This is a genomic window from Archangium gephyra, assembly GCF_049060025.1.
Taxonomy (GTDB): Bacteria; Myxococcota; Myxococcia; order Myxococcales; family Myxococcaceae; genus Archangium; species Archangium gephyra_A.
The window spans coordinates 434535-457250 of record NZ_JBMEQQ010000002.1; the positions used below are offsets into that span (position 1 = coordinate 434535).

The following is a 22716-nucleotide window of genomic DNA, read 5'->3' on the forward strand; positions in this document are numbered from 1 at the left end:
GCGCCGTACTCGACCCTGGGGTAAGCGTACGGGCGCCCTACCCGGTAGGCGGTTGAACCGGGGCCCCCGGACCCATAAACCCAGAGGCATCGTGAGCGAAGCCCCCGAGACCTCGCAGGAGTTGAGCGAAGTGCTGGAGGATCTGCGCCGCCACCTCCTCTGGCAGGAGGAGGACGGTGGCCGGTTCCTCCAGGTAGACGCACGCCTGGCCGCCGAGTTGCGCGCAGCGGGCATGGCGCGTCTGCGTGCCCAGACGGCCAACAAGGCCGCACCCGCCGTGGCCGCGCCTCCCGCCGCCCAACCGGCACCCGCCGCGCGCCGCGAGACCCCCGTGGCGAAGCCCGTCGAAGCCCCGGTCCAAGCGCGCCCGGCCGCGGGCCCGCTGCCCGGGGTGGTGGAGGGCGAGCGGCCGACACTGGATGAAATCCGCCGGGAGCTGGGCGACTGCCAACGCTGCAAGCTGTGCAGCGGGCGCAAGAACATCGTCTTTGGCTCGGGCAACCCGCGCGCGGAGCTGGTCTTCGTGGGCGAGGGCCCTGGGGCGGAAGAGGACGCGCAGGGAGTGCCCTTCGTGGGCGCCGCGGGCCAGCTCCTGACGAAGATGATCGAGGCGATGGGTTACCGCCGCGACGACGTCTACATCTGCAACGTGGTGAAGTGCCGTCCGCCGGGCAACCGCAACCCGGAGCCGGACGAGGTGGAGGCGTGCGAGCCGTTCCTGCGTGCGCAGCTTCGGGCGGTGCAGCCCAAGGTAATCGTGGCGCTGGGCAAGTTCGCGGCGCAGACGCTGCTGCGAGACACCACGGCCATCACGAAGATGCGGGGCAACTGGCGTGAGTACGAGGGCATCAAGCTGATGCCCACCTTCCACCCGGCCTATCTGCTGCGCCAACCGGCGGAGAAGAAGAAGGCGTGGGAGGACCTGCAACAGGTGATGAAGTTCTTCGGCAAGCAACCCGGGCAGCGAGGCTGACCGGGAGGTCCCTGGAGGGGGAACGCGATGAAGGGAGTCCTCGAGACACAGGAGATGCACTCGCCGGCGCTGGAGTCCAACCCGCTGGGAGATCCGGCGCGGCGTCAGCTCTTGGTGTACCTGCCCCCTGGCTACGCGGAAGGCACCCGGCGCTACCCGGCGGTGTACTTCCTCAACGCGTTCTCCAACAGCGGCAAGTCGTGGACGAACTTCTCCGCGTTCTCGGTGAGCGTGCCCGAGCGGCTGGACGCGCTGGTGGCGTCGGGGGCGATTCCTCCGGTCATCGGCGTGTTCCCGGACGGGTGGACGTCGCTGGGCGGCAGCCAGTGGGTGAACAGCGACGCCATCGGCCGCTACCGGGACTTCCTGGCCAAGGACGTGGTGGGGTGCGTGGACCGCACGTACCGCACGCTGCCCAAGGCGGCGGCTCGCGCGGTGGTGGGGCACAGCTCGGGCGGGTACGGCGCGCTGGTGATGGGCCGCTACCACCCGGAGATCTTCTCGCACCTGAGCGCGCAGTCGCCGGACTCCTACTTCGAGTACTGCTACCTGCCGGATCTCCCCAAGGCGGCCTCGGCGCTGCTCAAGGCGGGCGGACTGGAGGCGTGGTACCAGGACTTCACCCGGCGCGCCCGCGAGACCAAGGCGCGCGGCGAGGACTTCAGCGTCATCAACGTGGTGGCCATGGCGGCGGCGTACTCGCCGAAGAAGGGCGAGCCGCTCAACCTGGAGCTGCCCTTCGACGCGCAGACGGGCCGGATGCGGCTGGACGTGTGGAACCGCTGGCTGGTGCATGACCCCGTGCGCTTCGTGCCCAAGTTCCTGGACGCGTTCCGCAAGCTGAAGACCGTCTTCATCGACTGCGGCTCGCGCGACGAGTTCAACCTGCGCTGGGGCGCCCGGATGATGGCCGAGGACCTCAAGAATGGCGGGGTGGAGCCCCTCCACGAGGAGTTCGAGGACGGGCACACCGGCGTCAACTACCGCTTCGAGCGCTCGCTGTCGGTCATCGGCCCGCGGCTCGCGAGCGAGTAGTCCCGGGACGCGCTTTCTCACTCCCTGGAAACAGGGGCGCGATGACGCGGGGCGTTGTCGCGGCCGTGTCACGTTGCCTCTGGCGCTCCAACGTTCCCCCGGGTACACGCTAGGCGTGTATTCGAGCGGGTGGGAGTCGTACCCACCCGCGGTCTCTGGAGACGCCATGAGCATCGACCGTTACGGATTGTCCCGCGTCGTGGGGGAGAAGGGCGTGTTGCCCCAACGGGCGCGCAAGCTCGAACCCTCGCTGCCCTGCCGGGAGGCCGAGCTCCTCATCGACGTGGAGAGCCTCAACATCGACGCGGCCTCCTTCAAGCAGATCAAGGACGAGGTGGGCACGGAGCCGGCGCGCATCGCCGCCCGGGTGCAGGAGATCGTCCGCGAGCGCGGCAAGATGCAGAACCCGGTGACGGGCTCGGGCGGCATGCTCATCGGGCGGGTGAAGGAGATCGGCCCGAAGCACCCGGCGCGCGGCGAGCTTCCAGCCGGGCGACCGCATCGCCACGCTGGTGAGCCTCAGCCTGACGCCGCTCGTCATCGACGAGGTGAAGGCCGTGCACCCGTCCATCGACCGGGTGGACATCCGCGGCCATGCCATCCTCTTCGCCTCGGGCCTCTACGCGAAGCTGCCCACGGACATGCCGGACATGCTGGCGCTGGCGGCGTTGGACGTGGCGGGCGCGCCGGCCCTGGTGTCCCGGTGGCTGCGTCCGGGCATGACGGTGGCGGTGCTGGGCTCGGGCAAGAGCGGCGCGCTGTGCCTCGCGCAGGCGCGGCGCAGCCTGAAGGGCCAGGGCCGGCTGCTGGCTCTCGATATCTCCGAGCAGGCGCTCGACACCCTGAAGGGCATCGGGCTGTGCGACGTGGGCCTCAAGGTGGATGCCACCCAGGCCGTGGACACCATGGAAGCGGTGTCCCGGGCCACCGAGGGCGCGATGTGTGACCTGGTGATCAACTGCGCCTCGGTGGGGAATACGGAGATGGCCTCCATCCTCAGCGCGAAGGACGGCGGCACGGTCATCCTGTTCTCCATGGCCACGAGCTTCACCGCGGCGGCGCTGGGCGCCGAGGGTGTGGGCAAGGACGTGACCATGGTGGTGGGCAGCGGCTACGTGCCCGGGCATGCGGACTTCACCCTGGAGCTGCTGCGCGCCGAGCCGGCCCTGCGCCGCCTCTTCGAAACGCGTTACGTATAGTAAGGTGCCACCATGCCAGGTCCGTTCATCGATGACGCGCAGATCGCTCGTGCGCGAAAGCTGGCGGAAGACATCACCGAGCCCATTTTCGAGCTCATCCGCCGCAACACCACTGTCTCTGTCGAGCGCACCGTGCTGCGTTTCTTCGGCATCTCCGACGCGGGAGCCGGAGGCGTGCCGCTCGCCAACTTGATGGTCGACCGGCTGAAGGCGGCCGGAGTCCTCAACAAGGGCGCGGCGTACTGGTACGGCCGGGCCCTGCAGATGGGCGCGCGCAGCCCCATGGAGGCCGTGGAGCGGCTGACCGCGCTGCCAGCGGAGAAGCTGGGGCCCCTCTCCCCGGAGATGGAGCAGAACCTCCGCGACGAGGTGCGCGCCGAGGCCCGGTCCGCCATGGACGACTTCAAGTCCCGCATCGCCCAGCGTGACGCGTTGCGCAAGGAGCTGGGCAGTGGGGCGGCGCCGCACAAGTACGTGATCGTCGCCACGGGCAACATCTACGACGACGTGGATCAGGCCCGTGCGGCGGCGCAGGCGGGCGCGGACATCATCGCCGTCATCCGCTCCACGGCGCAGTCGCTGCTGGACTACGTGCCCCACGGCGCCACCACCGAGGGCTACGGCGGCACGTACGCCACCCAGGAGAACTTCCGCATCATGCGCGAGGCCCTGGACGACGAGGGCCGCAAGCTCGGGCGCTACATCCAGCTCACCAACTACTCGTCGGGCCTGTGCATGGCGGAGATCGCCTTCGCCGCGGCCTACGAGCGGCTGGACATGCTGCTCAACGACGCGATGTACGGAATCCTGTTCCGCGACATCAACATGCGGCGCACCTTCATCGACCAGTACTTCAGCCGCCGCATCTGCGCCCAGGCCGGCATCATCATCAACACCGGCGAGGACAACTACATCACCACGGCGGACGCGTACGACGCGGCGCACACCGTCATCGCCAGCCAGTTCATCAACGAGAGCTTCGCCAAGCGCGCGGGCCTGAAGGACTGGCAGCTCGGGCTGGGGCACTCGTACGAGATCGACCCGTACCGGGCGGACACGCTGCTGCTGGAGCTGTCGCAGGCGATGCTGGTGCGCCGGTGCTTCCCCAACGCGCCGCTGAAGTACATGCCGCCCACCAAGCACAAGGAGACGGACATCTTCTTCAGCCACGCGTACGACGTGATGGCGGACCTGGTGGCCATCTGGACGCGGCAGGGCATCCAGCTCCTTGGGATGATGACGGAGGCCATGCACACGCCGCTGCTGGCGGACCGGTACGTGGCGCTCAAGGCGGCCAGCTACATCCACCGCGCGGCGGCGGGCATCGACGAGGAGTTCACCGTGCGCGAGGACGGGAAGATCGCCAACCGCGCGCGTGAGGTGTTCGGCAACGCGCTCAAGCTGCTGGAGGAGTGCCAGAAGGACGGCATGGTGGCGGCCATCGGCCGGGGCCACTTCGGCGACGTGAAGCGCGCGGAGACGGGCGGCAAGGGGCTGGATGGCGTGCTGGAGAAGGCGCCGGACTACTTCAACCCGTTCCAGGATCTGCTGGAGGCGCCATGATGCTCGGCTCATTGCTGGTGATGGTGCTCGCGGCCGGGGAGCCGGCGGCGGAGCTGACGAAGTACGAGGTGAAGACGCTCGCGCTGAAGGTGCCCTCCGAGTGGCAGCAGTCCGAGGCGGACGGTACCCAGCGCTTCGATGATCCCACGGGGGACGCGTACCTGCTGCTGGACGTGGGCTCGGTGCAGACGGCGGGGATGAATCCGCGGAAGTGCCTGGAGAAGATCCTCACCGCCATGGGGAGCGAGCAGGGCTGGAAGCAGCTCAAGCTGGGCAAGGCTCCGGCGGCGCGCCGCGTGGACTCGGACACCACGCCGGACGGCGCGGAGTCGGTGCAGACGGTGACGTACGTGGGCTGTGACGGGAAGACCACCTGGTCGCTCGTCTTCCACATGGATGCGAAGAAGAAGGACCGCTTCGAGACGCTCGCGGAGAAGGTGGCCGGCAGCGTCGCGTACGCGAAGTCCTCGGCCAGGAAGGGGAAGTAACGGCCATGGCGACGAAGCCGACGAAGCAGATCATCCGCCCCTATGGTGACCGCCGTGATGACGGCGTGGTGCAGCTCTCGTTCACGCTGCCGGTGCCGTTGTCGGAGAAGGCGAAGGAAGCCGCGGCGGTGTTCGCGAGGAAGATGGGGTTCTCCGACGTGAAGGTGGCCGCCGCCGAGCGCGCCGCCGACACGTACACCTTCTTCATCGTGTACGCGCGCACGCAGCACTCGCTGGACTACGCGGAGATCGACGTCCCAGAAGTGGTGGTGAAGAAGATGGGGTTCGATGATCTCAACGCGCTCATCAAGGAGAAGGTGGGCCGGCGGATCGTCGTGTTCGGTGCGTGCACGGGCACGGACACGCACACGGTGGGAATCGACGCCATCCTCAACATGAAGGGGTACGCGGGCGATTACGGCCTGGAGCGCTACCCCTGGTTCGAGGCCTTCAACCTGGGCAGCCAGGTGCCCAACGAGGAACTCATCAAACGGGCCATGGCGCGCAACGCGGACGCCATCCTCGTGTCGCAGGTGGTGACGCAGCGGGACGTGCACAAGGACAACTCGCGCCAGTTCATCGAGGCCGCGAAGGCCGCGGGCATCCACGGCAAGACGCTGCTGCTGCTGGGCGGGCCGCGCGTGGACTTGAAGCTGGCGCTGGAGCTGGGCTTCGACGTGGGCTTCGGCCCCGGGACGAAGCCCTCGGACGTGGCCAACTACATCGTGCACCAGGTCCTCCAGAAGGAAGGCAAGGAGGACAAGAACGTGCACTGGGAGGGGGAGCCCAAGTGAGCAACGTGAAGGCGATCATCCGGCTGCGCATGAGCAGCCACGACGCCCACTACGGTGGGAACCTGGTGGACGGGGCGCGGATGCTGGGGCTGTTCGGCGACGTGGCCACCGAGCTGTGCATCCGCCTGGACGGGGACGAGGGCCTGTTCCGCGCCTACGACTCGGTGGAGTTCCTCGCGCCGGTGTACGCCGGGGACTTCATCGAGGCGGAGGGGGAGATCATCCAGACGGGCAACACGTCGCGGAAGATGCGCTTCGAGGCGCGCAAGGTGATCCGCCCGAGGCCGGACGTGAACGACTCGGCGGCGGACGTGTTGGCGGAGCCGGTGGTGGTGTGCCGGGCGAGCGGGACGTGCGTGGTGCCGAAGGACAAACAGCGAGGCCAGCGATGAGCAACCCCATGGTCATTACCGCGGCGATGGTGGGGGCGGAGACGACGCGCGAGCAGACGCCGTACCTGCCCATCTCGGCGGAGGAGATCGCCGAGGACGCGGCGAAGTGCCGGGATGCGGGAGCGGCGATGGTGCACCTGCACGTGCGCACGCCGGACGGCAAGCCGTCGCAGGACACGGAGCTGTTCCGCGCGGCGATCCGGGCCATCCGCAAGCGGACGGACATCCTCATCCAGGTGTCCACGGGCGGAGCGGTGGGGATGAACGTGGACGAGCGGTGCGGCGGGCTGCGCCTGACGGGCGAGGACCGGCCGGACATGGCGACGCTGACGACGGGGACGGTGAACTTCGGGGACGAGGTGTTCTGGAACCCGAGGCCGCTGGTGCGGGACATCGCGAGGCGGATCAAGGCCCTGGGCCTGCGGCCGGAGTTCGAGTGCTTCGACGTGGGGATGGTGGACGAGGCGAGGGCGCTGGCGAAGGAGGGGGTGGCGGAGTTGCCGGGCCACTTCGATTTCGTGCTGGGAGTGCCTGGGGCGCTGACGGCGCGCGAGGACGCCCTGGACTTCATGATCAAGTCCTTGCCGGAGGGGAGCACGTGGACGGTGGCGGGGGTGGGGCGGCACCAGTTGCCGTTCGTGGAGCTGGCGGCGGAGCGGGGCGGTAACGCGCGAGTGGGGCTCGAGGACAACATCTACGTGTCCAAGGGCGTGCTGGCGAAGGGCAACTGGGAGCTGGTGGCCGAGGCGGCGAAGCGGGCGAAGGCGAAGGGCCGGACGCTGGCGACGCCGCAGGAAGCCCGCAAGCTCCTGCGTCTCGACGCCGCGTAACCCAAGTACCAGACCTCGCCCATATCCCCTCTCCCTCTGGGAGAGGGACGGGGTGAGGGTAGAGAGCCCTCGGGTTGAATCCGTTCACCCCCCTGAAGCCGTGGGCCCCTGGAACCCCTTGGAGCGGAAGGTCAGCACCAAGGTGTCCCGGTGCCCCTGGTCGCCCAGGGGTTGGATCGGGGTGCTCTCGTGAATCACCCGTTCGTCATCGAGCAGCAGAGCGGACCAGGGCTCGGTGAGGGTGAAGCGGAGGCCATGCGGTCCCGCGGCGTCGAACACGCGGGTCTCTCCACCCTTGATGCCCTCGCGGCCGACGAGCAGCACGGCGACGAAGTCCACGCCATCGCGATGCGCGCCCTCGGGAGTGGGCCGGCCGATGCCGTCCGTGGTGTCGATGCGGAACTGATGGGCCTCGACGAACCACGGCTGGGCCCCCTTGAGGGCGGAGCAGCACGCGGCGAGTCCGCGCAGCAACTGTGACCAGACGGGCTGCTCGACCACCGCGGGAGTGATCGGCTCGAACCAGCGCTCCAGGCCACCGTGCAGCGCGTTGTACTCGACGGGCTGCCAGTGCGCGCGGTGCGGCACCGGGCGGACGTCGGCGCCCTCGACGACGAAACACGAGTGCCGGCGGGAGCGATAGCGGCCGCCGTCGCGCAGGTAGGCGTCGGGGAGCAGACCGTCCCAGGTGGGGCGCAGGGCCTCGAGCGCGGCGGCGGGGGTGCCCACCAACTCGCACAGGCCCGAGCGGCTGAGGACGGCATAGCCGCGCTCGCGCAGGACGGTGGTGATCTCGGAAGACGGGGTGACAGGCGGCGAGAAGCTCATGGACGCGCGAACCATGGCCGGGCGGCGCCTGCTTGGAAAGTGCCTTGATCTACCCCGCCTGGACGCAACCCCCACCCCCTCTGCTAGAGGGCAGCCCCATGGATACGGATCTTCGAGGCAAGGGAATCCTCGTCACGGGCGGGGCGGGCGGGATTGGGAGCGCGGTGGTGCGGGCCTTCGCGGAGGAGGGAGCGAAGGTGGCGGTGCACTACCACCAGAGCGCGGACAAGGCCCAGGCGCTGGCGAAGGAGCTGGGCGGCACGGCGGTGAGGGCGGACCTGACGTCCGAGGCCGACGTGGACGCGATGGTGCCCGCGGCGGTGAAGGAGCTGGGCCGGCTGGACGTGCTGGTGGCGAACGCGGGCGTGTGGCCGCCGCCGGACGAGGGCGTGTGGCAGATGTCGCTGGAGCGCTGGCGCCGGACGCTGGCGGAGAACCTGGACAGCGTCTTCCTGAGCTGCCGCGCCTTCCTGCGCCATGTGGAGAAGACGGGCACGGGGAACATCATCATCATCGCCTCGACGGCGGGGCTGTTCGGTGAGGCGGGGCACTCGGACTACGCGGCGGCCAAGGGCGCGCTGGCGAGCGGCTTCCTCAAGAGCTTGAAGAACGAGATCACCCGCATCGCGCCGATGGGCCGGGTGAACACGGTGTGCCCCGGGTGGACGGCGGTGGAGCGCCACAAGGACAAGCTGGAGAACCCGGCGTTCATCAACCGGGTGACGCGGACCATGCCGCTGCGCAAGGTGGGCCGTCCCGAGGACGTGGCGCGGGTGGTGGTGACGCTGGCGTCCGACCGCATCTCCGGCCACGTGACGGGCGAGGTCATCACCGTGGCGGGCGGCATGGAAGGCCGCGTCCTGCACGAGACCTGAGCCCCCTGGAGCCGAAGCGTGGTGTGCTTCCTCCGCTCGTAATCCCTATCGTGGAAATCCGCTATCAGGCCGGTGTGAGGGTTTCCCCTTATCATTCGTCACCAGTGTGTTGGGCTGGTGCTGGTGGGGAATTTTGTGTTCATACCGAAACAGTTTGATTTTGATTGTCTGTTCTGGCTCCTTGCCGCCACCTTTTGAAAGGGGTTTGGACAATGTCGGTTCTTCGTTCGGGTCTGGTGGGAGCGTGCTGCCTGGTGGTGTCTCTGTTCGCGGGTGCCGCGAAGGCGAATTGCCAGGCGTTCCTGGCGCCCTATTTCCAGCATGCGCAGCAGTCCGGTGCGGCGGTGGGCTTCTCGTACGTGTCGATGCAGGGAAGTGGCGCGGTGGGCTACGCGACGTCCTCGCAGCTCGGGCCCGGCCAGGGGATGCTGAAGGTGAACGCCCAGGGCAACCTGGATTCACAGGTCTCTCCCTGGTCCTATGCGACCACGCAGCTCTTCTCGGACCGCAAGAGCAGCAACCAGCCGTTCACCATCAACTCCCCTGACTCGATGGACCTCGTGGTGTCCCCGACCGGGACCGTGTGGCTCATCTCGAATACGTGGGGGGTGACGGCGACGATCAACAACCCGGTGTGTGTGAACAACGTGCTGTACGGCTGGGGTCCGTCGATCGGGAACTACACCCATGATGCGCTGTACATCTTCCGGTTCTTCAACACGGCCTTCCTCACCTGACAGGCGTCCGCTCCACGCTCCTCGCTGGAGCGCCTCCAGTTGAAGTCCTCCGCCCCGGCCGCCTGAGCGGAGTCATCCGCCTCAGGGGCTGGGCGCGGGAGCCGCCTCCGGGCGCGGGCTCGTGGCCCACCCGGCCAGGCCGATCGCGAACACCAGGAGCAGCGCGGCGAGCAGGAAGGGCGCGCCGGGCAGGTTCCAGCCGAGCTGCGGGCCGATGAAGTACGCGAACGTCTGGGTGAAGATGGCGGGGCCGATCATCCCCGCGATGCCCATGATGCTCGAGAGCGCGCCCTGGAACTGGCCCTGCTCCGAGGGGCTGATGCGGCTGGACATCAACCCCTGGGCCGCGGGGCCGGTGAGCCCCCACAGCGCCATCACCGGCACGCCGATCCAGAACACGAGTCCTGTCGGGGCCAGGCCGTAGATGATGAACCCCACCGCGCCGAAGAACAGCCCCAGCATCAGGGCGCGCCGCTCACCGAGCCTCTTCACGGTGGGCCGCACCAGACCGCCCTGGACGATCAGCGAGCTGAGCCCCACGCCCGCCATGGTGAGCCCGACGGTGCGCTCGGTCCAACCGAAGCGGTAGCTCCCGTACAGCACGAACACGCTGGGCAGGGCGATGTGGGCGAGCTGATAGAGGAAGTGGACGCTCGCCAGCCGGGACACCTCGACGTTCGAGCGCAGCAGTCTCAACGCGCCCACCGGGTTGGCACGCCGCCACTGGAAGGCCTTGCGCTGCCCGGGAGGCAGGGACTCCGGCAGGACGAACAGGCCATACATCGCATTGGCCAGACTCAGGCCCGCCGACACCCAGAAGGGCAGGCGGGGATCCACGTCTCCCAGCACGCCCCCGAGCGCGGGCCCCAGCACGAAGCCCACGCCGAAGGCGGCGCCGAGCAGCCCGAAGCTGGCGGCGCGCTTCTCCGGCGGCGTCACGTCCGCGATGTAGGCGCTGGCCGTGCTGATGCTCGCCGAGGTGATGCCGGAGATGACGCGGCCCACGAAGAGCCAGCCCAGCGTCGGCGCCAGCGCCATGAGGATGTAGTCGAGCCCCAGCCCGAAGTTGGACAGGAGGATGACCGGCCGCCGGCCGTAGCGATCCGAGAGCGCGCCGAGCACCGGCGAGAAGACGAACTGCATCAACGCCCAGGCCGTGGAGAACAGACCGAAGACCGCCGCGGCGCGCGCGGTATCCCCGTCCATCATGGAGACGACGATCTTCGGCAACACGGGGATGATCATCCCCATGGCCAGGATGTCGAGCAGGACGGTGACGAAGATGAAGGCCAGCGTGGCGCGGCGCGGGCCCGCTAGGACGTTCGGTTCGCTCATGAAGGCCGACGTCCTAGCACTTTCCCGGACGAAGGGTGATCCCCCCCGTCAGTACGTCTCGGTGGAGCACCGCATGTACGTGCCCTTGGACACGCAGGTGGCGTTCTTGACAGCGGCCCAGTTGCCCTGGGGCCAGACCGTCTTGGCCCAATCGGCGATCGTGTTGATCAACGTGGGATTCACCCCGTAGTACTTGAACTGCGGCAGCATGAAGTAGATGCGGTTGCCCAGGGTGCCGTCATAGGAGCCCTTGATGACCTCGGTCGTGGTGGCTCCGCCCCCGTTCCTCCAGTCGTCGACGCTGTACTGGCGCGTCTTGTCCCACCAGTTGGACAGGAAGACCTCCAGGATGGCCTTGCGCTCCGCGGCGGTGATGTCGGACCAGCCCGGGGTGAGATCCGGCACGACGAAGCGGCTCAGGTCCGCCGCGCTCCTCGGGGTCCAGCCCGCCCCGTACGGCGCATTGGGCTTGAGCGTGTTGTCCGCGGTGTGCATCCCCTTGGCCAGGTAGAGCGTGAGCAGTCCCTGCACGGGCGTGGTGCCGGCGGGCGTCCGGCTCATCTCCTTGATGAAGCCGTGCACATAGCCCCAGTCGATGGGCCGCTGGGAGCTGCGGTCCGCTCCATCCGCGTGGTTGCCATTGAAGAGGACCAGCGACAGGTGGTACCAGCTCATCGAGAAATACGTGAACATGAACGGGCTGTTGTCATTGATGCCCGTGTTGTTCTTCGGAAGCTTGAGCAGGTGGGGCGAGGTGTCGAAGGTGCTGTTGCCCATCCACGCCCGGGTGTCCCGTGAGGACGGGTAGAGCAGGCGCGCCTTGTCCTCGAGGCCGAACTCCTGCATGAGCTCGAACGTCTTCACCACGTGCCAGAGCGCCGTGGAGTAGACCTTGCGCGAGTACTCGGGATCCGTGGTGGTGCTGTTGTACCTCGGCGAGAGGAACTCGTAGAGGCGCAGGTTCCACTGGTTGATGGAGTGGTAGAGCACGCTGCGGTAGTTGGTGTAGCCGCCCGCCTTCACCTTCGCGGCCAGCTCGCGCATGGTGGCGAAGGGCGTCGAGGTGCCCTCTCCATTGTAGGCCTCGCTGAGTCTGTTGTTGACGAAGGCATCGCCCCAGGCGTCCTTGGGGTGGATGCTCGGCAGCCAGTGATTCCAGTCGGGAAGCTGGAAGAAGATGGGCACCTCGCGGGCGCTGAGGTTCTTCGCCGTGGAGATGGCCTCCTTCGTGATTCCCGCCGGGAAGATGTACTGCAGCATACCGCGGTTCTGCTCCAGCACCGCGTCCACTCCGGCACCCGCCGCCCATTGATCGACGGGCTTGGAATCGAGCCCCGGCCCGGGCTGGTAGGGCGGATTCCACGGCCGCCCCGGGTTGGTCACGGGCAGGCTCCGGATGTACGAGGCGACCCGCTGCGCCTCCAGGTCCGTCATGCCATGGAACTTCGAGCGCTCGATGATGGAGGCGTTCGAGTAATTGAAATACTTCAGATCCCTTCCATCCTGGGTGTGGCAGTCCGCGCACCGGGCCCGGATGGCCGTGGTGTTCTTGTAGGAGCGCCACAACGGCTTCGTGCGCCAGAGCTTCTCGCCCTCGGCGATGGAGGTGGCATCGCCGAGCGGCGCCTTCCAGTTGGCGGGATTGTCCTGCACGAAGAGGGAGTCCGGCACGACGCGGCTGCCATCGGCCCGGAGGAGGTTGAACTTCAGCACCCGGTAGCCGATGGAGCGCCCGTCCGAGGTGTTGAACCGGAAGGAGAGCTGGTTCGAGCCGGCCACGAGCGCCCCGGTGGGCACGTTCAGCAGCAGCTTCAGGGTGGCGAAGCCCCCGCCAATGCCTCCGTAGTTCTTCCCGAGCCCCTCCACCGTCACCGTGGTGTTGTTCAGGGGCAGCCACGCACCGGAGTTGAAGCGGACGCTGCCCTTGGTCGCGTAGCTCAGGTTGTGCACCTGCATCGAGAGCCGCAGCGGCTGCTTCGCGTCCGTGGCCGTCACGTCGACCGTCACCGTCTTCGTGGTTCCCTCGGCACCGAGGACCTCGAGGGGCAGGGTGATGGGCGAGGCGAGCCCCTGGGCGAGCTCACCGGTGGACGAGAGCTCCGTCTGTTCGAATTCCTCCGGGCCCGCGAGGCACCCCGTGAGCAACAGCGTGACTCCCGCGAGACAGGAGAGGAGGGAGGACTGAGAGTGTTTGGTTTTTGACATGTTTTGAGGCGCAATCATCCACCTCATGCAATCGCTGACAAGCAGCAGGCGGGGGAGCGAGTGCCCTTCCGCCAAACCATACAGCGAGCCATGTATGTCTTCTCAGGTGGGGAGGGGCCCCACTTCGGGGGATGAGATCTCGCGGAGGAGGGAGGGCAGCGGGTAGCATCGCGCGCGATGGCATTCGAACTGGTCCTGTTGTGGCTCGTGACGGCGGTGCCGTGCGAGAAGACGCCGCCGCCCGGCATGGTGTGCATCGAGGGCGGAGACGCGATCGTGGGTGCGGACGATCGCACCGCGGCCGAGAAGCCCCGGCATCCGGTCTTCGTCGAGACGTTCTACCTCGATGCGAAGGAGGTCACGGCCGGCGACTACAGCCGCTGCGAGCGCGCGGGGGCCTGCCCCAAGCTGCTGCGCCCGGCGTACTACGCGCGTTTCCAGAAGCCCGAGCTGCCGGCCGTCCCCATCACCTGGGAGATGGCGCACCAGTACTGCGTCTTCGCGGGCAAGCGGCTGCCGACGGAGGCCGAGTGGGAGAAGGCCGCCCGGGGGCCCGAGGGGAAGACCTACCCGTGGGGAGAGGAGGCGCCCTCGTGCGACAAGGCGAACTACAAGGGCTGCCCGGGCAACACCACGCGGCCGCCCGGGAGCTTTCCGGCGGGCGCCCATGGCCTCTATGACATGGCGGGCAACGGGTACGAGTGGGTGAAGGACTGGTGGACGCCCTGTTACAAGGACTGTGACAAGGCGTGTGGCGAGGCCTGCCTGCGCGCCAACCCCCGCGGGCCGTGCGACGGCGCGGCTCCGTGCAAGGGTTACACGCAGCGTGTGCTCAAGGGCGGCTCCTGGTACTGGCCCGAGGAGATGCTGCGCGGCTCCTGGCGGCGGGGCGAGCGTCCCACGAGCGGGCTCCACCGGTTGAGCTTCCGTTGCGCGTCGTCCTCGGCCCAGCTCTCCGCCTGGCCGCCCCGGTTCCTCACCCACCCCCCGGTCCGGCCGGCGGATCCCACGCCTCCGAGCGAGGAGGAGCGGGCCAAGGCGCTCGCGGTCGTCGAGGACACGGACGTCTTCCAGATTCCCCTGTGTGGCCGCCCGGGCAGGGCGCGCGTCGATTGCCGTGACCCGATGAGCTACATCAAGTCGAACGAGGCGCTCCAATACCTCTTCGGGGATGCCATCAAGAACGTCGGGGGCGGCTACGTCGGGCTCGGGGCGGATCAGGGCTACTCGTACATCGCGCATGCCCGGAGCCAGTGGGCGTGGCTCTTCGACTATGACCCGACGGTGGTGCGGCTCCACCACGTGCTGCGGGCCGTGGTGAAGCGGGCGCCGACGCGCGTGGACTTCGTCGCGGCCTTCACCGACAAGCGCGTGGCGGCGACGCGTGCCGCCATCGAGGAGGAGTGGGCGTCGCTGCCGAAGGAGGAGCGCGCCGCCATCCGAGGGGTGTTCGAGCGCGCGCGGCGGCAACTCTGGTCCAACTACGCTCGCCAGCTTCTGCCCGCGCGCTGGGCGGGGGGCTTCGGCTGGCTCCAGACGGACGAGAACTACCGCTACGTGCGGCTGATGTTCGAGCAGGGGCGCATCATCACCCTCAAGGGCAACATGCTCACGGACAAGGCGCTGCCGTCCATCGCCCGCGCCGCCCGGGCCGTGGGAGTGCCCATCCGCGTCTACTACCCGTCCAACGCCGAGGAGCAGTGGAAGCAGTTGCCTCCCCAGTACCGGGAGAACGTGCGCCAGCTTCCGTTCGATGAGCGCAGCGTGATCCTCCGGACGCTGATCACCCACAAGTTCCACAAGTCCGAGTCCTACTGGCACTACATCATCCACGGAGGGCTGCATGCGCAGGCGCACCTGGCCCTTCCGGGGTACGCGAACGTCTGGAGCTTCATGGAGGACCGCCAGCAGGTGGGGGCGTTCGCGAAGAAGCCGGCTGATGGCGCGGAGGGAGCGCCCAGGCGCGAGCGCTATCTCGACTTCCTGAGCTACATCGGCATGCCCTCGGCGGCGCCCTCGACGGTCGCGGAGTCCAGACCGTGAGGCTCGGGGGGGCACTCGCCCTCGCCGTCCTGCTCGCCGCGGGCCTCGCGCGAGGTGAGGGCTACCCCATCCCTCGGGGTGAGCACCCGGTCGCGTGGAAGCCGGCGCACACCCTCGGGGAGTGGAAGGCCGAGGGGGATGCGCTCGCCCTCACCACGCCGAAAGCGCTCCGCAACTTCTTCCTCCAGGAGGAAGCGGCCGCGGCTCCGGCGCCCTTCGTGCGCGCGAGGATCCAGAATCCGGCCCGAGCCGATCTGGCGATCCTCTTCCACGCGAAGGTGCGCGCGACCGAGCCCCTGTTCGCGCTCACCGGTTATGGCCTCTACCTGGATGCGCGCCGGGGGACGGTGGGCTTCGTGCGGTATGACGGGACGCGCTCCGATGACAGCGGCGTGCGCGCGAAGGTGCCCGGACTGGCGAAGGTGGCGGAGCTCGAGCTCGTGCTCTTCCTCGCCGGGCCCGCCTTCGCCGTCCACGTGTACGACGCACGCACCAAGGCGGAGCTGGCGAGCCTCGTCTGGTCCGATGCGGCGTTCGCCGGGGGGGCGCTCGGCGTGTACGCGCACAAGACCCAGCCCGCGGACGTGCGGGTGTCCCTCTTCGTGCCGGATGCTCCGCCGCAGGAGGCCTCGGCACGCGATGGCCTCACGCTCGAGTGGCTCGTGCGCGTCGAGCGGGGCCTGAAGTTCGCTCCGGAGCTGCGCCGTCACCTTCGCCGCGCCGCGCGCGAGGCGGACGCGGACGTGTACATCGCCAGCGAGCTCGGCGTGCACCTGCTGCGCGCGAGCCCGGTCAGCGTGCGCGACCTGCATCCCGGGGTGCCGTACCGCTTCCTGGACTCCACCTTCGAGGAGCGCCTGGGGCGGGCTCGCAAGGCCCCCGCGCGCGAGGCCTTCGTCGAGGGCATCAAGGATCCCGAGCTCATCGAGCGCGCGATGCGGGCCCTGGCCGCTCGCGCTCCGGAACTCACACGTGTCATCGAGATTGGCCGCACGCACGAGGATCGGCCCATCCTCGCGCTGCTGATCGGCGAGGAGCTGGATGACCACTCCCGCCCGGCGATGCTGCTGTGCGGTGGCACCCACGCCAACGAGGTGGTGACTCCCGAGCTTCCCGCTGGATGCGGCGCGCTGGCTGCTGGAGAACGCGGACGACAAGCGGGTCGCACGCTGGTTGCGCACGTTCCATGTCGTCATCGTCCCACTCGTGAATCCGGACGGGAGCCACGGGTACTGGCACGTCTCCACCGAGCGGGGGCGGACGAACCGGCGCAAGGACGAGCAGGCGGTGGAGCTGGGGCTGTACGAGTACGGCGTCGATCTCAACCGCAACTATCCCTTCCAGTGGGGGAGCGTCGAGGACCGGTTCAACAGCGCGGATCCGCGCTCACCGTTCTTCCGGGGGCCGGCGGCGGGCTCGGAGCCCGAGGTGCAGGCGATGATGAAGCTGGGCGAGGCGTGGCGCTTCGTCGCGATGGTGTCGTACCACGCGGCGGCGACGCGGCTGCTCGTGCCGTACACGGTGGAGGGGGCTCGCGAGCCCAAGCCGTCGGCGGCGTGGGCGGTGGCGCCCGCGATGATCGACGCGGTCGCGCCGGTGCAGGCAGGCAAGCGCTACGAGGCCGTGCGCCACCTCTATCCGGTGGCGGGGACGGATCAGGACTGGTTCTACTGGAGCTTCGGGACGCTGGCGTACCTGGTCGAGCTGCCGTTCGTGTCACCGGGACCGAGACGGCCGCTCGCGCCGATGGTGGAGGGCGCGCGAGGCTTCTGGCAGGTGTTGTTGGATCGCTTCCTGGATGGACCGGCGCTCACGGTGCGGGTGCCGGAGTCCTTCCGGGCAGAGGGGCCGGTCACGGTGGGGGTGGAGGAGATCTCGTGGCCGAACGGGGAGCGCTTCACGGCCCACCCGGAGTCGGGAGTGTTCCACACGTATCTCCCGGCGGCGGGGCGTTACACGGTGAAGGCCACGAGCGCATCGGGTAAGACGGTGTCCCATCCCGTCGACGTGGGAACGAGCCGCGTCGTGCTCGCCCTCACCGAGGCCCCCTGATGAATCCGATCGAACGCCTGCAGTCGTACATGCGCCGCAGTGCCGCGGGACGCTACGAGTCCATTCCGGTTCCGCCCTTCACGGTGTTCATCCATCCGTTCGACACGCTCATCTACTTCAACTACGCCATCCCGGACGGGCCCATCACGGGGGACGTGAGCGAGCCCCTGCGGCGGCTCCGGGCGGAGTTCCAGAAGAGGGGGCGGGTGCCCCGCTTCGAGTACGTCTCCGAATTGGCACCAGCGCTGGCGGACACGCTGCTCGCCGCCGGTTTCCGTCAGGAGGCCGAAGCCCGGCTGATGGTGTGCACGCGCGAGAGCTTCACGCCCGTCGCGGTGCCCGAGGGGCTCTCGTTGTCGGTCCTCACGTCCGGGTCCTCGCGCGAGGAGGTGCGCACGTACTGCGACACCTCGCGGCGGGCCTTCTCCCCGGAGGAGCCCTACGAGGCCTCCGAGGAGGACATCTCCAAGACGCTGGAGGAGCTCCGGGAGGGCAGGGCGGTGATGGGGCAGGTGGAGGGACAGCCGGCCGTGGTGGGCATGTTCACCCCGCCGTCCGAGGGCATCGCCGAGCTCGCCGGAGTGGCGACGTTCGAGCGCTTCCGCAAGCGGGGACTCGGCACCGCGCTGACGTCGCGGGTGGTGCAGGAGGCCTTCGCGCGGGGCGTGGACGTGCTCTTCCTGAGCACCATCACCGAGGAGGCCGGCCGCATCTACGAGCGGGTGGGGTTCCGGTTCGTGACGCGCATGCTCTTCATGGTCGAGGGCTCGCACCCGGAAGGCGCCGTGCCGCCTGTCTCGGGGTGAGACGCCCGCTCCTTCCTCCACCGGGCGGGCAGGGAAGGGTCTGGCCGATTTGTTCTCAGCCGCGCACGGGCGCGGTAGCTTCGGCGCGAGATGGAGACTCACCTCGCTCGTGTGCTCGTGTGCCTCGCCGTCCTCTCCACGGGACTGGTGCGGGCCGACCCTGCCAAGGACGGGAAGCCGGAAGCCCCTCCGGCCCGGACCGTGTTGCTGCTCGGCGACAGCCTCATCGTCACCAGCTTCGGCGAGTACCTCGAGAAGCTGCTGAACGATCAACCGGGGACGCGCGCCCTGCGGAAGGCGAAGTCCTCCACCGGGCTCGCCCGTCCGGACTTCTTCGACTGGATGAAGGTGGGCCGGGAAGAGGTCGAGCGCCACCGGCCTGATGTCGTCGTCGTCATCATGGGCGGCAACGACGGGCAGGGGCTCACGGACGAGAAGGGCAAGGCGAAGGTCCGGTGGGGCGAGTCCGGGTGGGAGGCGGCGTACCGCCAGCGCGTCACGGACTTCCTGGGCACGCTCGGAGCGCCCGGCCGGAAGATCCTCTGGGTCGAGCTGCCGTACACCGGGCTGCCGAACTTCGAGCGCAAGCTGGGCATCATCCGGCGTGTGCTGCGCGAGGTGGTGTCGGCCCATGAGGCCTCGACGTACCTCGAGACGAAGCCGTTCTTCACCGACGCGAAGGGCGCCCTCCTGCGCGAGGCCAGGGTCGAGGGCTTCCGCAAGCCGATGCGGTTGAAGATGGAGGACGGGGTGCACTTCACGTTGGCGGGCGGCCGGTACTTCGCCACCCGGGTCCACCCCGCGGTGCTCGGATTGCTCGGGCCCGGCGGTGCGGCGCCTCGGCCCGCCAACCCGGAGCCCGCGCCCGTGGTGGCCGCGGCCCCGGCTCCTCCCGTGGCCCCAGCTCCTTCCGTGGCCGCCGCGCCACCTCCCGCCGCGCCCCCGGTCAAGGCCGAGGTCCGCACCCGGGAGCCGGCGATCTGCCGCGAGTTCGATGCCGTCTCGGAAGCGCCGATGACGGTGATGCCCATGGCGCTCTGCTATCCCTGAGGCGAGGCATGAAGAGCGGAGCACTCCCGTTGCGGCGCCTGGTTGCGTGCCTGTTGGCGATGGCGACATGCTCGTGCGGAGCTCTCTCCATGACCTCCGCCTCCGCACGTGCGTCCGCCATTCCTTCCACGGTCTCCGCCCCGGGCGAGGCCTCCAGGCGGGTGCCCGTGCTGCTGGTGCACGGCATCGATGACGACGCACGCACCCTGGCGCCGCTCGCGGAGGGGTTGGCGCGGGCTGGCTTCCAGGACGTGCAGATCGTCGAACTGAAGCCCAACAACGGGGCGGAGCCCATCTCCGTGCTGGCCGAGCAGGTGGCCAAGGCGGCCGGAAGCCTGCGCGCGCGGACGGGCAGTGCGCGGGTCGACGTGGTGGCCTTCAGCATGGGGGCGCTCGTCAGCCGCTACTACCTGCAGCGGCTGGAGGGCCGGAACCTCGTGCGCCGCTTCGTGTCCATCTCCGGTCCCCACGCGGGAACGCTCACGGGCTGGTTGCGTGCCAACCCCGGCGCACGCGACATGCGGCCCGGGAGCGAGCTGCTGCGGGGGCTCGCCGCCGACGAGGCGCCATTCGGAGACGTCCAGGTCTTCACGCTGTGGTCGCCGTTCGATCTGATGATCATCCCCGCCCGGTCCTCCAAGCTGGCCGGAGCGAGGGAGCGCACCATCCCCGTCATCCTCCACCCACTGATGCTGCGCGATGGGCGGGTCCTCCGCTCGGTGGAGGAGGCCCTCACGGTGGAGCGTCCGGAGGACTTCCTGCCCACGCGGGTCGTGCTGCCTCCAGGCGGTCCCTGAAGGCTCCGAGGCTCAGCTCTGGGCGGACCCGGAGTCGGTGGGGGCGGGGGCGGGCGCCGGCGCCGGCTTCTTCGCGACCATGGAGCGGCGCGGGCCCTTGATGGCGTAGTTCAGCAGCATCGTGGCCGGCAGGAGCATGCCCAGGCCCTGGGAGAGGTTGGCCGGGGGGTGGACCACGACCCCGAGCGCCATCGCGGCGAAGAGAAGACCACAGACCAGACGGACGAGGATGGCACTCACGGGGGTTCCTTGGAACGGGGCGAACCATGATAACCAAGGCTTCTCACCGTGCACGTCTGCCCATGAAAAAGTCCTCCTCGGCCCTGCTGGCGATCCTGTTGGGGCTGACCTCGGCGCTGTTCTTCACCATGACCTACGTGCTCAACCGCAACATGGCGGCGGCGGGTGGGTTCTGGGCCTGGAGCGCGTCGCTGCGGTACTTCCTCATGTTGCCCCTCATGTCGGTGTTGGTGGCCCTGCATGGCGGGTTGCGGCCGTTGGGGGCCGAGCTCAGGAGGCACCCGGGCGAGTGGCTGCTCTGGAGCAGCGTGGGCTTCGGCGTCTTCTATGCGTTCCTGACGCTGTCGGCGGAGTACGGGCCCTCGTGGCTGATCGCCGGCTCGTTCCAGCTCACGGTGCTCGCGGGCCCGCTGCTCTCGCCGTTCATCTACACGGATGCGCGCCGGCGGATCCCCCTCAAGGCCGTGGGGATGGGCTCGTTGATCGTCGTGGGCGTGCTGATCATGCAGCTGGGGCACTTCCAACTGGCCATGCCAGCGAGTGCCTGGCTGGCGCTGCTCTTCGTGGTGATCGCCGCCGTCTCATATCCGCTGGGCAACCGCAGGGTGATGTTGCACCTGGAGCGCGAAGGCGTCTCCCTGGATGCCAGCCAGCGCGTGCTGGGGATGACGCTGGGGAGCCTGCCCTTGTGGCTGGGCGTGGCGGCCTACGGCTACGCGCGGGTGGGGTGGCCCTCGCCGGGACAGGTGCTGCAGTCCGCGGGCGTGGCGCTCTCCTCGGGGGTCATCGCCACCACCCTGTTCTTCCGCGCCGCGCAGATGACGGCGAACAACCCCGTGGGACTGTCCGCCGTGGAGGCCACGCAGGCCACCGAGCTGCTCTTCGCGCTGCTGCTGGGCGTGGTCTTCCTGGGCGAGCCTTTGCCCTCCGCGTTCAGCTTCGTGGGCGCCGCGCTCATCGTGGTGGGCATGGTGCTCTACAGCCGCATCAGCGTGCTCTCCGAGTTGGAGCCCACCGCGGTACAGACGTGAGTCCTCTCAGGATGCGGACGGGTTGGACTGCCTGACAGGCAACTTCGCGTAGAACGTCGAGCCTCTTCCTGGCTCGCTCTCGACGTCCAGCGAGCCGCCGTGGGCCGCGAGGATCTTCCGCGCCACCGCCAGTCCGAGCCCCACGCCTGGGATGGAGCCTCGGGTGGAGGAGCTCCGGCGGAAGGGCTCGAAGATGCTCTCCTTCTCGGCGGAAGGGATGCCCACTCCCGTGTCCGTCACCGCGACGCGGTAGCCGCCGTCCGCCGGTAGGACGCGGATGTGCACCGTTCCCCCTTCGGGCGAGTACTTGATGGCATTGCTCAGCAGGTTGTTGAGCACCTGGGAGATTCGCGTCGCGTCGCAGTGGATGGGGGTTGAATGTCCGGGCACCTGGAGCTCGAGGGTGTGCCGGGCGGACACGGGCCGGTGAAGCTCCACGGCCTCCCGTACGAGCTCGGTGAGGTCATGCTCTCCCAGGCGAAGCTCCAACTGTCCGGCCTCGATGCGGGTCGTATCGAGCAGGTCGTCCACCATGCGCCCCAGCCGCTCCACCTGCCGCTCCACCATGGCGAGGCGCTGCTGGGCCCGCTCGGGGGGAATTGCCCCGGAGCCCGCCCCGCTCGCGGCCAGCTTCAGGGCTTGGAGGGGGTTGCGCAGATCGTGGGCCACTCCCGCCAGGAAGTTCACCTGGGTGTCCCGTTGCCGCTCCAGACGGGCCACCATTTCGTTGAAGGCATGGGCGATCTCCCGCAGCTCCCGGGCGCCGATCTCGGGCGCTGGCGTCCAGGAAGCCCCGAGCTGGAAGCTCACGAGGGCCCGCTGGATGAGCGCCACCGGGCGATGGATGAGGCGCCGCTCGGCCCAGATGACCCCACCGACGCCCGTCAACAACACCAGGACGGCGAGAAGGCCGAGGATGTTGGCACGGTGGTCCCAGAGTTGTGCCTCCTCCATCCGGTTGCGTGCATCGGTGACATTGACGCGCACGAGGCGCTCGGTCAGCTCCAGGATCGCCCCCAGTTCCGGGTCGGGCGCTCCGCGCGGGAGCTCGCTGCCGGATCCGCTCCTGGTCCGCTCTCGTGTGAAGTACGCCTCGACCTCCCGCTTCACTTCCTCGAGGAGCTCGGCCTCGAATGGCCCTCCCACATGGTTCCGAGTCTGCTCCAACCAGAAGTGGGCCTGTGCTTCGGCCTCCTGCATCGCGCGCGCGTGCACGGGCCCGTCCGTCACCTCCAGGAGGCGCCGCTCCCGGCTGTGCAGCAGAAGCGCGATCTCCAACTCCTGCGCCGCGCGAACGCTCTCGCCGGCCTGCCACAGGCGCATGTTGTCTCGCCCCATCCAGGTGGTGACGGCGATGAGCTCGCCCGCCGTGACGAGCGTCACCAGTCCCAGCAGCACGGCACTTCCGGCACGTTGTCCTCGCAGGCTTGGCGTCATCTCTCC

The 22716-nt window shown here is 68.8% G+C and carries 20 protein-coding genes and 2 pseudogenes; 17 read left to right on the forward strand and 5 right to left on the reverse strand.

The genetic code is table 11. The features are described 5' to 3' along the window. Positions 1 to 88: 88 nt before the first annotated feature. The 8 genes and pseudogenes from ACN28I_RS01955 (at position 89) to ACN28I_RS01990 (ending at position 7274) form a co-directional block, all read left to right on the forward strand. A complete protein-coding gene (locus ACN28I_RS01955) occupies positions 89 to 973 on the forward strand; it encodes a uracil-DNA glycosylase (protein ID WP_420948551.1) in 885 nt (294 codons plus the stop codon). Positions 974 to 1000: 27 nt separating this feature from the next. Then, entirely contained in the window at positions 1001 to 2008 is a 1008-nt protein-coding gene (locus tag ACN28I_RS01960) for an alpha/beta hydrolase (protein WP_420940469.1), read from the forward strand. Between the two features lie 166 nt (positions 2009 to 2174). Beyond that, positions 2175 to 3207: pseudogene (locus ACN28I_RS01965) on the forward strand (L-erythro-3,5-diaminohexanoate dehydrogenase). A 12-nt stretch (positions 3208 to 3219) separates the two neighbouring features. Then, positions 3220 to 4770, forward strand: a complete 1551-nt coding sequence (locus ACN28I_RS01970; RefSeq protein WP_420940470.1) for a lysine 5,6-aminomutase subunit alpha — start codon at positions 3220 to 3222, stop codon at positions 4768 to 4770. Next, on the forward strand, positions 4767 to 5258 hold the full coding sequence (locus ACN28I_RS01975; RefSeq protein ID WP_420940471.1) for a hypothetical protein: 492 nt from the start codon (positions 4767 to 4769) through the stop codon (positions 5256 to 5258). The genes ACN28I_RS01970 and ACN28I_RS01975 overlap by 4 nt, the downstream gene beginning before the upstream one ends. A 5-nt stretch (positions 5259 to 5263) precedes the next feature. After that, on the forward strand, positions 5264 to 6052 hold the full coding sequence (locus ACN28I_RS01980; RefSeq protein ID WP_420940472.1) for an OAM dimerization domain-containing protein: 789 nt from the start codon (positions 5264 to 5266) through the stop codon (positions 6050 to 6052). A gap of 5 nt (positions 6053 to 6057) precedes the next feature. After that, positions 6058 to 6444, forward strand: coding sequence for a hotdog fold domain-containing protein (locus tag ACN28I_RS01985; protein ID WP_420948552.1), 387 nt, complete (start codon positions 6058 to 6060; stop codon positions 6442 to 6444). Continuing rightward, entirely contained in the window at positions 6441 to 7274 is an 834-nt protein-coding gene (locus tag ACN28I_RS01990) for a 3-keto-5-aminohexanoate cleavage protein (protein ID WP_420940473.1), read from the forward strand. The genes ACN28I_RS01985 and ACN28I_RS01990 overlap by 4 nt, the downstream gene beginning before the upstream one ends. An 84-nt stretch (positions 7275 to 7358) precedes the next feature. Here ACN28I_RS01990 and ACN28I_RS01995 read toward each other — a convergent pair whose 3' ends face one another. Further along, positions 7359 to 8102 carry a 2OG-Fe dioxygenase family protein gene (locus ACN28I_RS01995; protein ID WP_420948553.1) on the reverse strand — a complete coding sequence of 248 codons (744 nt, stop codon included), beginning with the start codon at positions 8100 to 8102 and terminating at the stop codon, positions 7359 to 7361. 98 nt (positions 8103 to 8200) lie between these two features. Here ACN28I_RS01995 and ACN28I_RS02000 point away from each other — a divergent pair, with 98 nt between their 5' ends. Together ACN28I_RS02000 and ACN28I_RS02005 are read left to right on the forward strand one after the other, a co-directional pair. Next, positions 8201 to 8977 (forward strand): SDR family NAD(P)-dependent oxidoreductase, encoded by a 777-nt coding sequence (locus ACN28I_RS02000; RefSeq protein WP_420940474.1) that lies wholly within the window; start codon positions 8201 to 8203, stop codon positions 8975 to 8977. Between the two features lie 212 nt (positions 8978 to 9189). Next, entirely contained in the window at positions 9190 to 9714 is a 525-nt protein-coding gene (locus ACN28I_RS02005; RefSeq protein ID WP_420940475.1) for a hypothetical protein, read from the forward strand. A gap of 81 nt (positions 9715 to 9795) precedes the next feature. On the opposite strand, the gene ACN28I_RS02010 is transcribed toward ACN28I_RS02005, so the two are convergent. Both ACN28I_RS02010 and ACN28I_RS02015 read right to left on the reverse strand, forming a co-directional pair. Beyond that, entirely contained in the window at positions 9796 to 11049 is a 1254-nt protein-coding gene (locus ACN28I_RS02010) for a TCR/Tet family MFS transporter (protein ID WP_420940476.1), read from the reverse strand. A 48-nt stretch (positions 11050 to 11097) separates the two neighbouring features. Next, positions 11098 to 13194, reverse strand: a complete 2097-nt coding sequence (locus ACN28I_RS02015) for a hypothetical protein (RefSeq protein ID WP_420940477.1) — start codon at positions 13192 to 13194, stop codon at positions 11098 to 11100. Between the two features lie 237 nt (positions 13195 to 13431). Between ACN28I_RS02015 and ACN28I_RS02020 the strand changes: the two genes are divergently transcribed. The 6 genes and pseudogenes from ACN28I_RS02020 to ACN28I_RS02045 all read left to right on the forward strand — a co-directional run bounded on the left by ACN28I_RS02020 (position 13432) and on the right by ACN28I_RS02045 (position 20002). Then, complete coding sequence (locus ACN28I_RS02020) at positions 13432 to 15297, forward strand: SUMF1/EgtB/PvdO family nonheme iron enzyme (protein WP_420940478.1); 1866 nt, start codon at positions 13432 to 13434, stop codon at positions 15295 to 15297. A gap of 935 nt (positions 15298 to 16232) precedes the next feature. Continuing rightward, a pseudogene (locus ACN28I_RS02025) lies at positions 16233 to 16349 on the forward strand (M14 family zinc carboxypeptidase); the annotation flags it as partial. 121 nt (positions 16350 to 16470) lie between these two features. Beyond that, entirely contained in the window at positions 16471 to 17349 is an 879-nt protein-coding gene (locus tag ACN28I_RS02030) for a M14 family metallopeptidase (RefSeq protein WP_420940479.1), read from the forward strand. Continuing rightward, positions 17349 to 18155: a GNAT family N-acetyltransferase gene (locus ACN28I_RS02035; RefSeq protein ID WP_420940480.1), complete on the forward strand. Its 807-nt coding sequence runs from the start codon at positions 17349 to 17351 to the stop codon at positions 18153 to 18155. Before ACN28I_RS02030 ends, ACN28I_RS02035 begins: the two co-directional genes overlap by 1 nt. A gap of 111 nt (positions 18156 to 18266) precedes the next feature. Next, positions 18267 to 19205 carry a DUF459 domain-containing protein gene (locus tag ACN28I_RS02040; protein ID WP_420940481.1) on the forward strand — a complete coding sequence of 313 codons (939 nt, stop codon included), beginning with the start codon at positions 18267 to 18269 and terminating at the stop codon, positions 19203 to 19205. Between the two features lie 89 nt (positions 19206 to 19294). Beyond that, positions 19295 to 20002, forward strand: coding sequence for an esterase/lipase family protein (locus ACN28I_RS02045; protein ID WP_420940482.1), 708 nt, complete (start codon positions 19295 to 19297; stop codon positions 20000 to 20002). 12 nt (positions 20003 to 20014) lie between these two features. Here the strand turns inward: ACN28I_RS02045 and ACN28I_RS02050 are convergent, their stop codons facing one another. Beyond that, a complete protein-coding gene (locus tag ACN28I_RS02050) occupies positions 20015 to 20242 on the reverse strand; it encodes a hypothetical protein (protein ID WP_420940483.1) in 228 nt (75 codons plus the stop codon). Between the two features lie 62 nt (positions 20243 to 20304). Between ACN28I_RS02050 and ACN28I_RS02055 the strand changes: the two genes are divergently transcribed. Then, entirely contained in the window at positions 20305 to 21273 is a 969-nt protein-coding gene (locus tag ACN28I_RS02055; protein WP_420940484.1) for a multidrug resistance efflux transporter family protein, read from the forward strand. A gap of 6 nt (positions 21274 to 21279) precedes the next feature. Here ACN28I_RS02055 and ACN28I_RS02060 read toward each other — a convergent pair whose 3' ends face one another. Continuing rightward, the gene (locus ACN28I_RS02060) at positions 21280 to 22710 is read right to left on the reverse strand and encodes a HAMP domain-containing sensor histidine kinase (RefSeq protein WP_420940485.1); all 1431 of its coding nucleotides are present in this window, start codon (positions 22708 to 22710) and stop codon (positions 21280 to 21282) included. Between the last annotated feature and the right edge of the window lie 6 nt (positions 22711 to 22716).

What these genes read in the sequence shown, in the direction of transcription:
- ACN28I_RS01960 (WP_420940469.1), top strand. Translation starts at nt 1,001, where the DNA reads ATGAAGGGAGTCCTCGAGACACAGGAGATGCACTCGCCGGCGCTGGAG.
- ACN28I_RS01970 (WP_420940470.1), top strand. Translation starts at nt 3,220, where the DNA reads ATGCCAGGTCCGTTCATCGATGACGCGCAGATCGCTCGTGCGCGAAAG.
- ACN28I_RS01975 (WP_420940471.1), top strand. Translation starts at nt 4,767, where the DNA reads ATGATGCTCGGCTCATTGCTGGTGATGGTGCTCGCGGCCGGGGAGCCG.
- ACN28I_RS01980 (WP_420940472.1), top strand. Translation starts at nt 5,264, where the DNA reads ATGGCGACGAAGCCGACGAAGCAGATCATCCGCCCCTATGGTGACCGC.
- ACN28I_RS01990 (WP_420940473.1), top strand. Translation starts at nt 6,441, where the DNA reads ATGAGCAACCCCATGGTCATTACCGCGGCGATGGTGGGGGCGGAGACG.
- ACN28I_RS01995 (WP_420948553.1), bottom strand. Translation starts at nt 8,102, where the DNA reads ATGAGCTTCTCGCCGCCTGTCACCCCGTCTTCCGAGATCACCACCGTC.
- ACN28I_RS02000 (WP_420940474.1), top strand. Translation starts at nt 8,201, where the DNA reads ATGGATACGGATCTTCGAGGCAAGGGAATCCTCGTCACGGGCGGGGCG.
- ACN28I_RS02005 (WP_420940475.1), top strand. Translation starts at nt 9,190, where the DNA reads ATGTCGGTTCTTCGTTCGGGTCTGGTGGGAGCGTGCTGCCTGGTGGTG.
- ACN28I_RS02010 (WP_420940476.1), bottom strand. Translation starts at nt 11,049, where the DNA reads ATGAGCGAACCGAACGTCCTAGCGGGCCCGCGCCGCGCCACGCTGGCC.
- ACN28I_RS02020 (WP_420940478.1), top strand. Translation starts at nt 13,432, where the DNA reads ATGGCATTCGAACTGGTCCTGTTGTGGCTCGTGACGGCGGTGCCGTGC.
- ACN28I_RS02035 (WP_420940480.1), top strand. Translation starts at nt 17,349, where the DNA reads ATGAATCCGATCGAACGCCTGCAGTCGTACATGCGCCGCAGTGCCGCG.
- ACN28I_RS02045 (WP_420940482.1), top strand. Translation starts at nt 19,295, where the DNA reads ATGACCTCCGCCTCCGCACGTGCGTCCGCCATTCCTTCCACGGTCTCC.
- ACN28I_RS02055 (WP_420940484.1), top strand. Translation starts at nt 20,305, where the DNA reads ATGAAAAAGTCCTCCTCGGCCCTGCTGGCGATCCTGTTGGGGCTGACC.
- ACN28I_RS02060 (WP_420940485.1), bottom strand. Translation starts at nt 22,710, where the DNA reads ATGACGCCAAGCCTGCGAGGACAACGTGCCGGAAGTGCCGTGCTGCTG.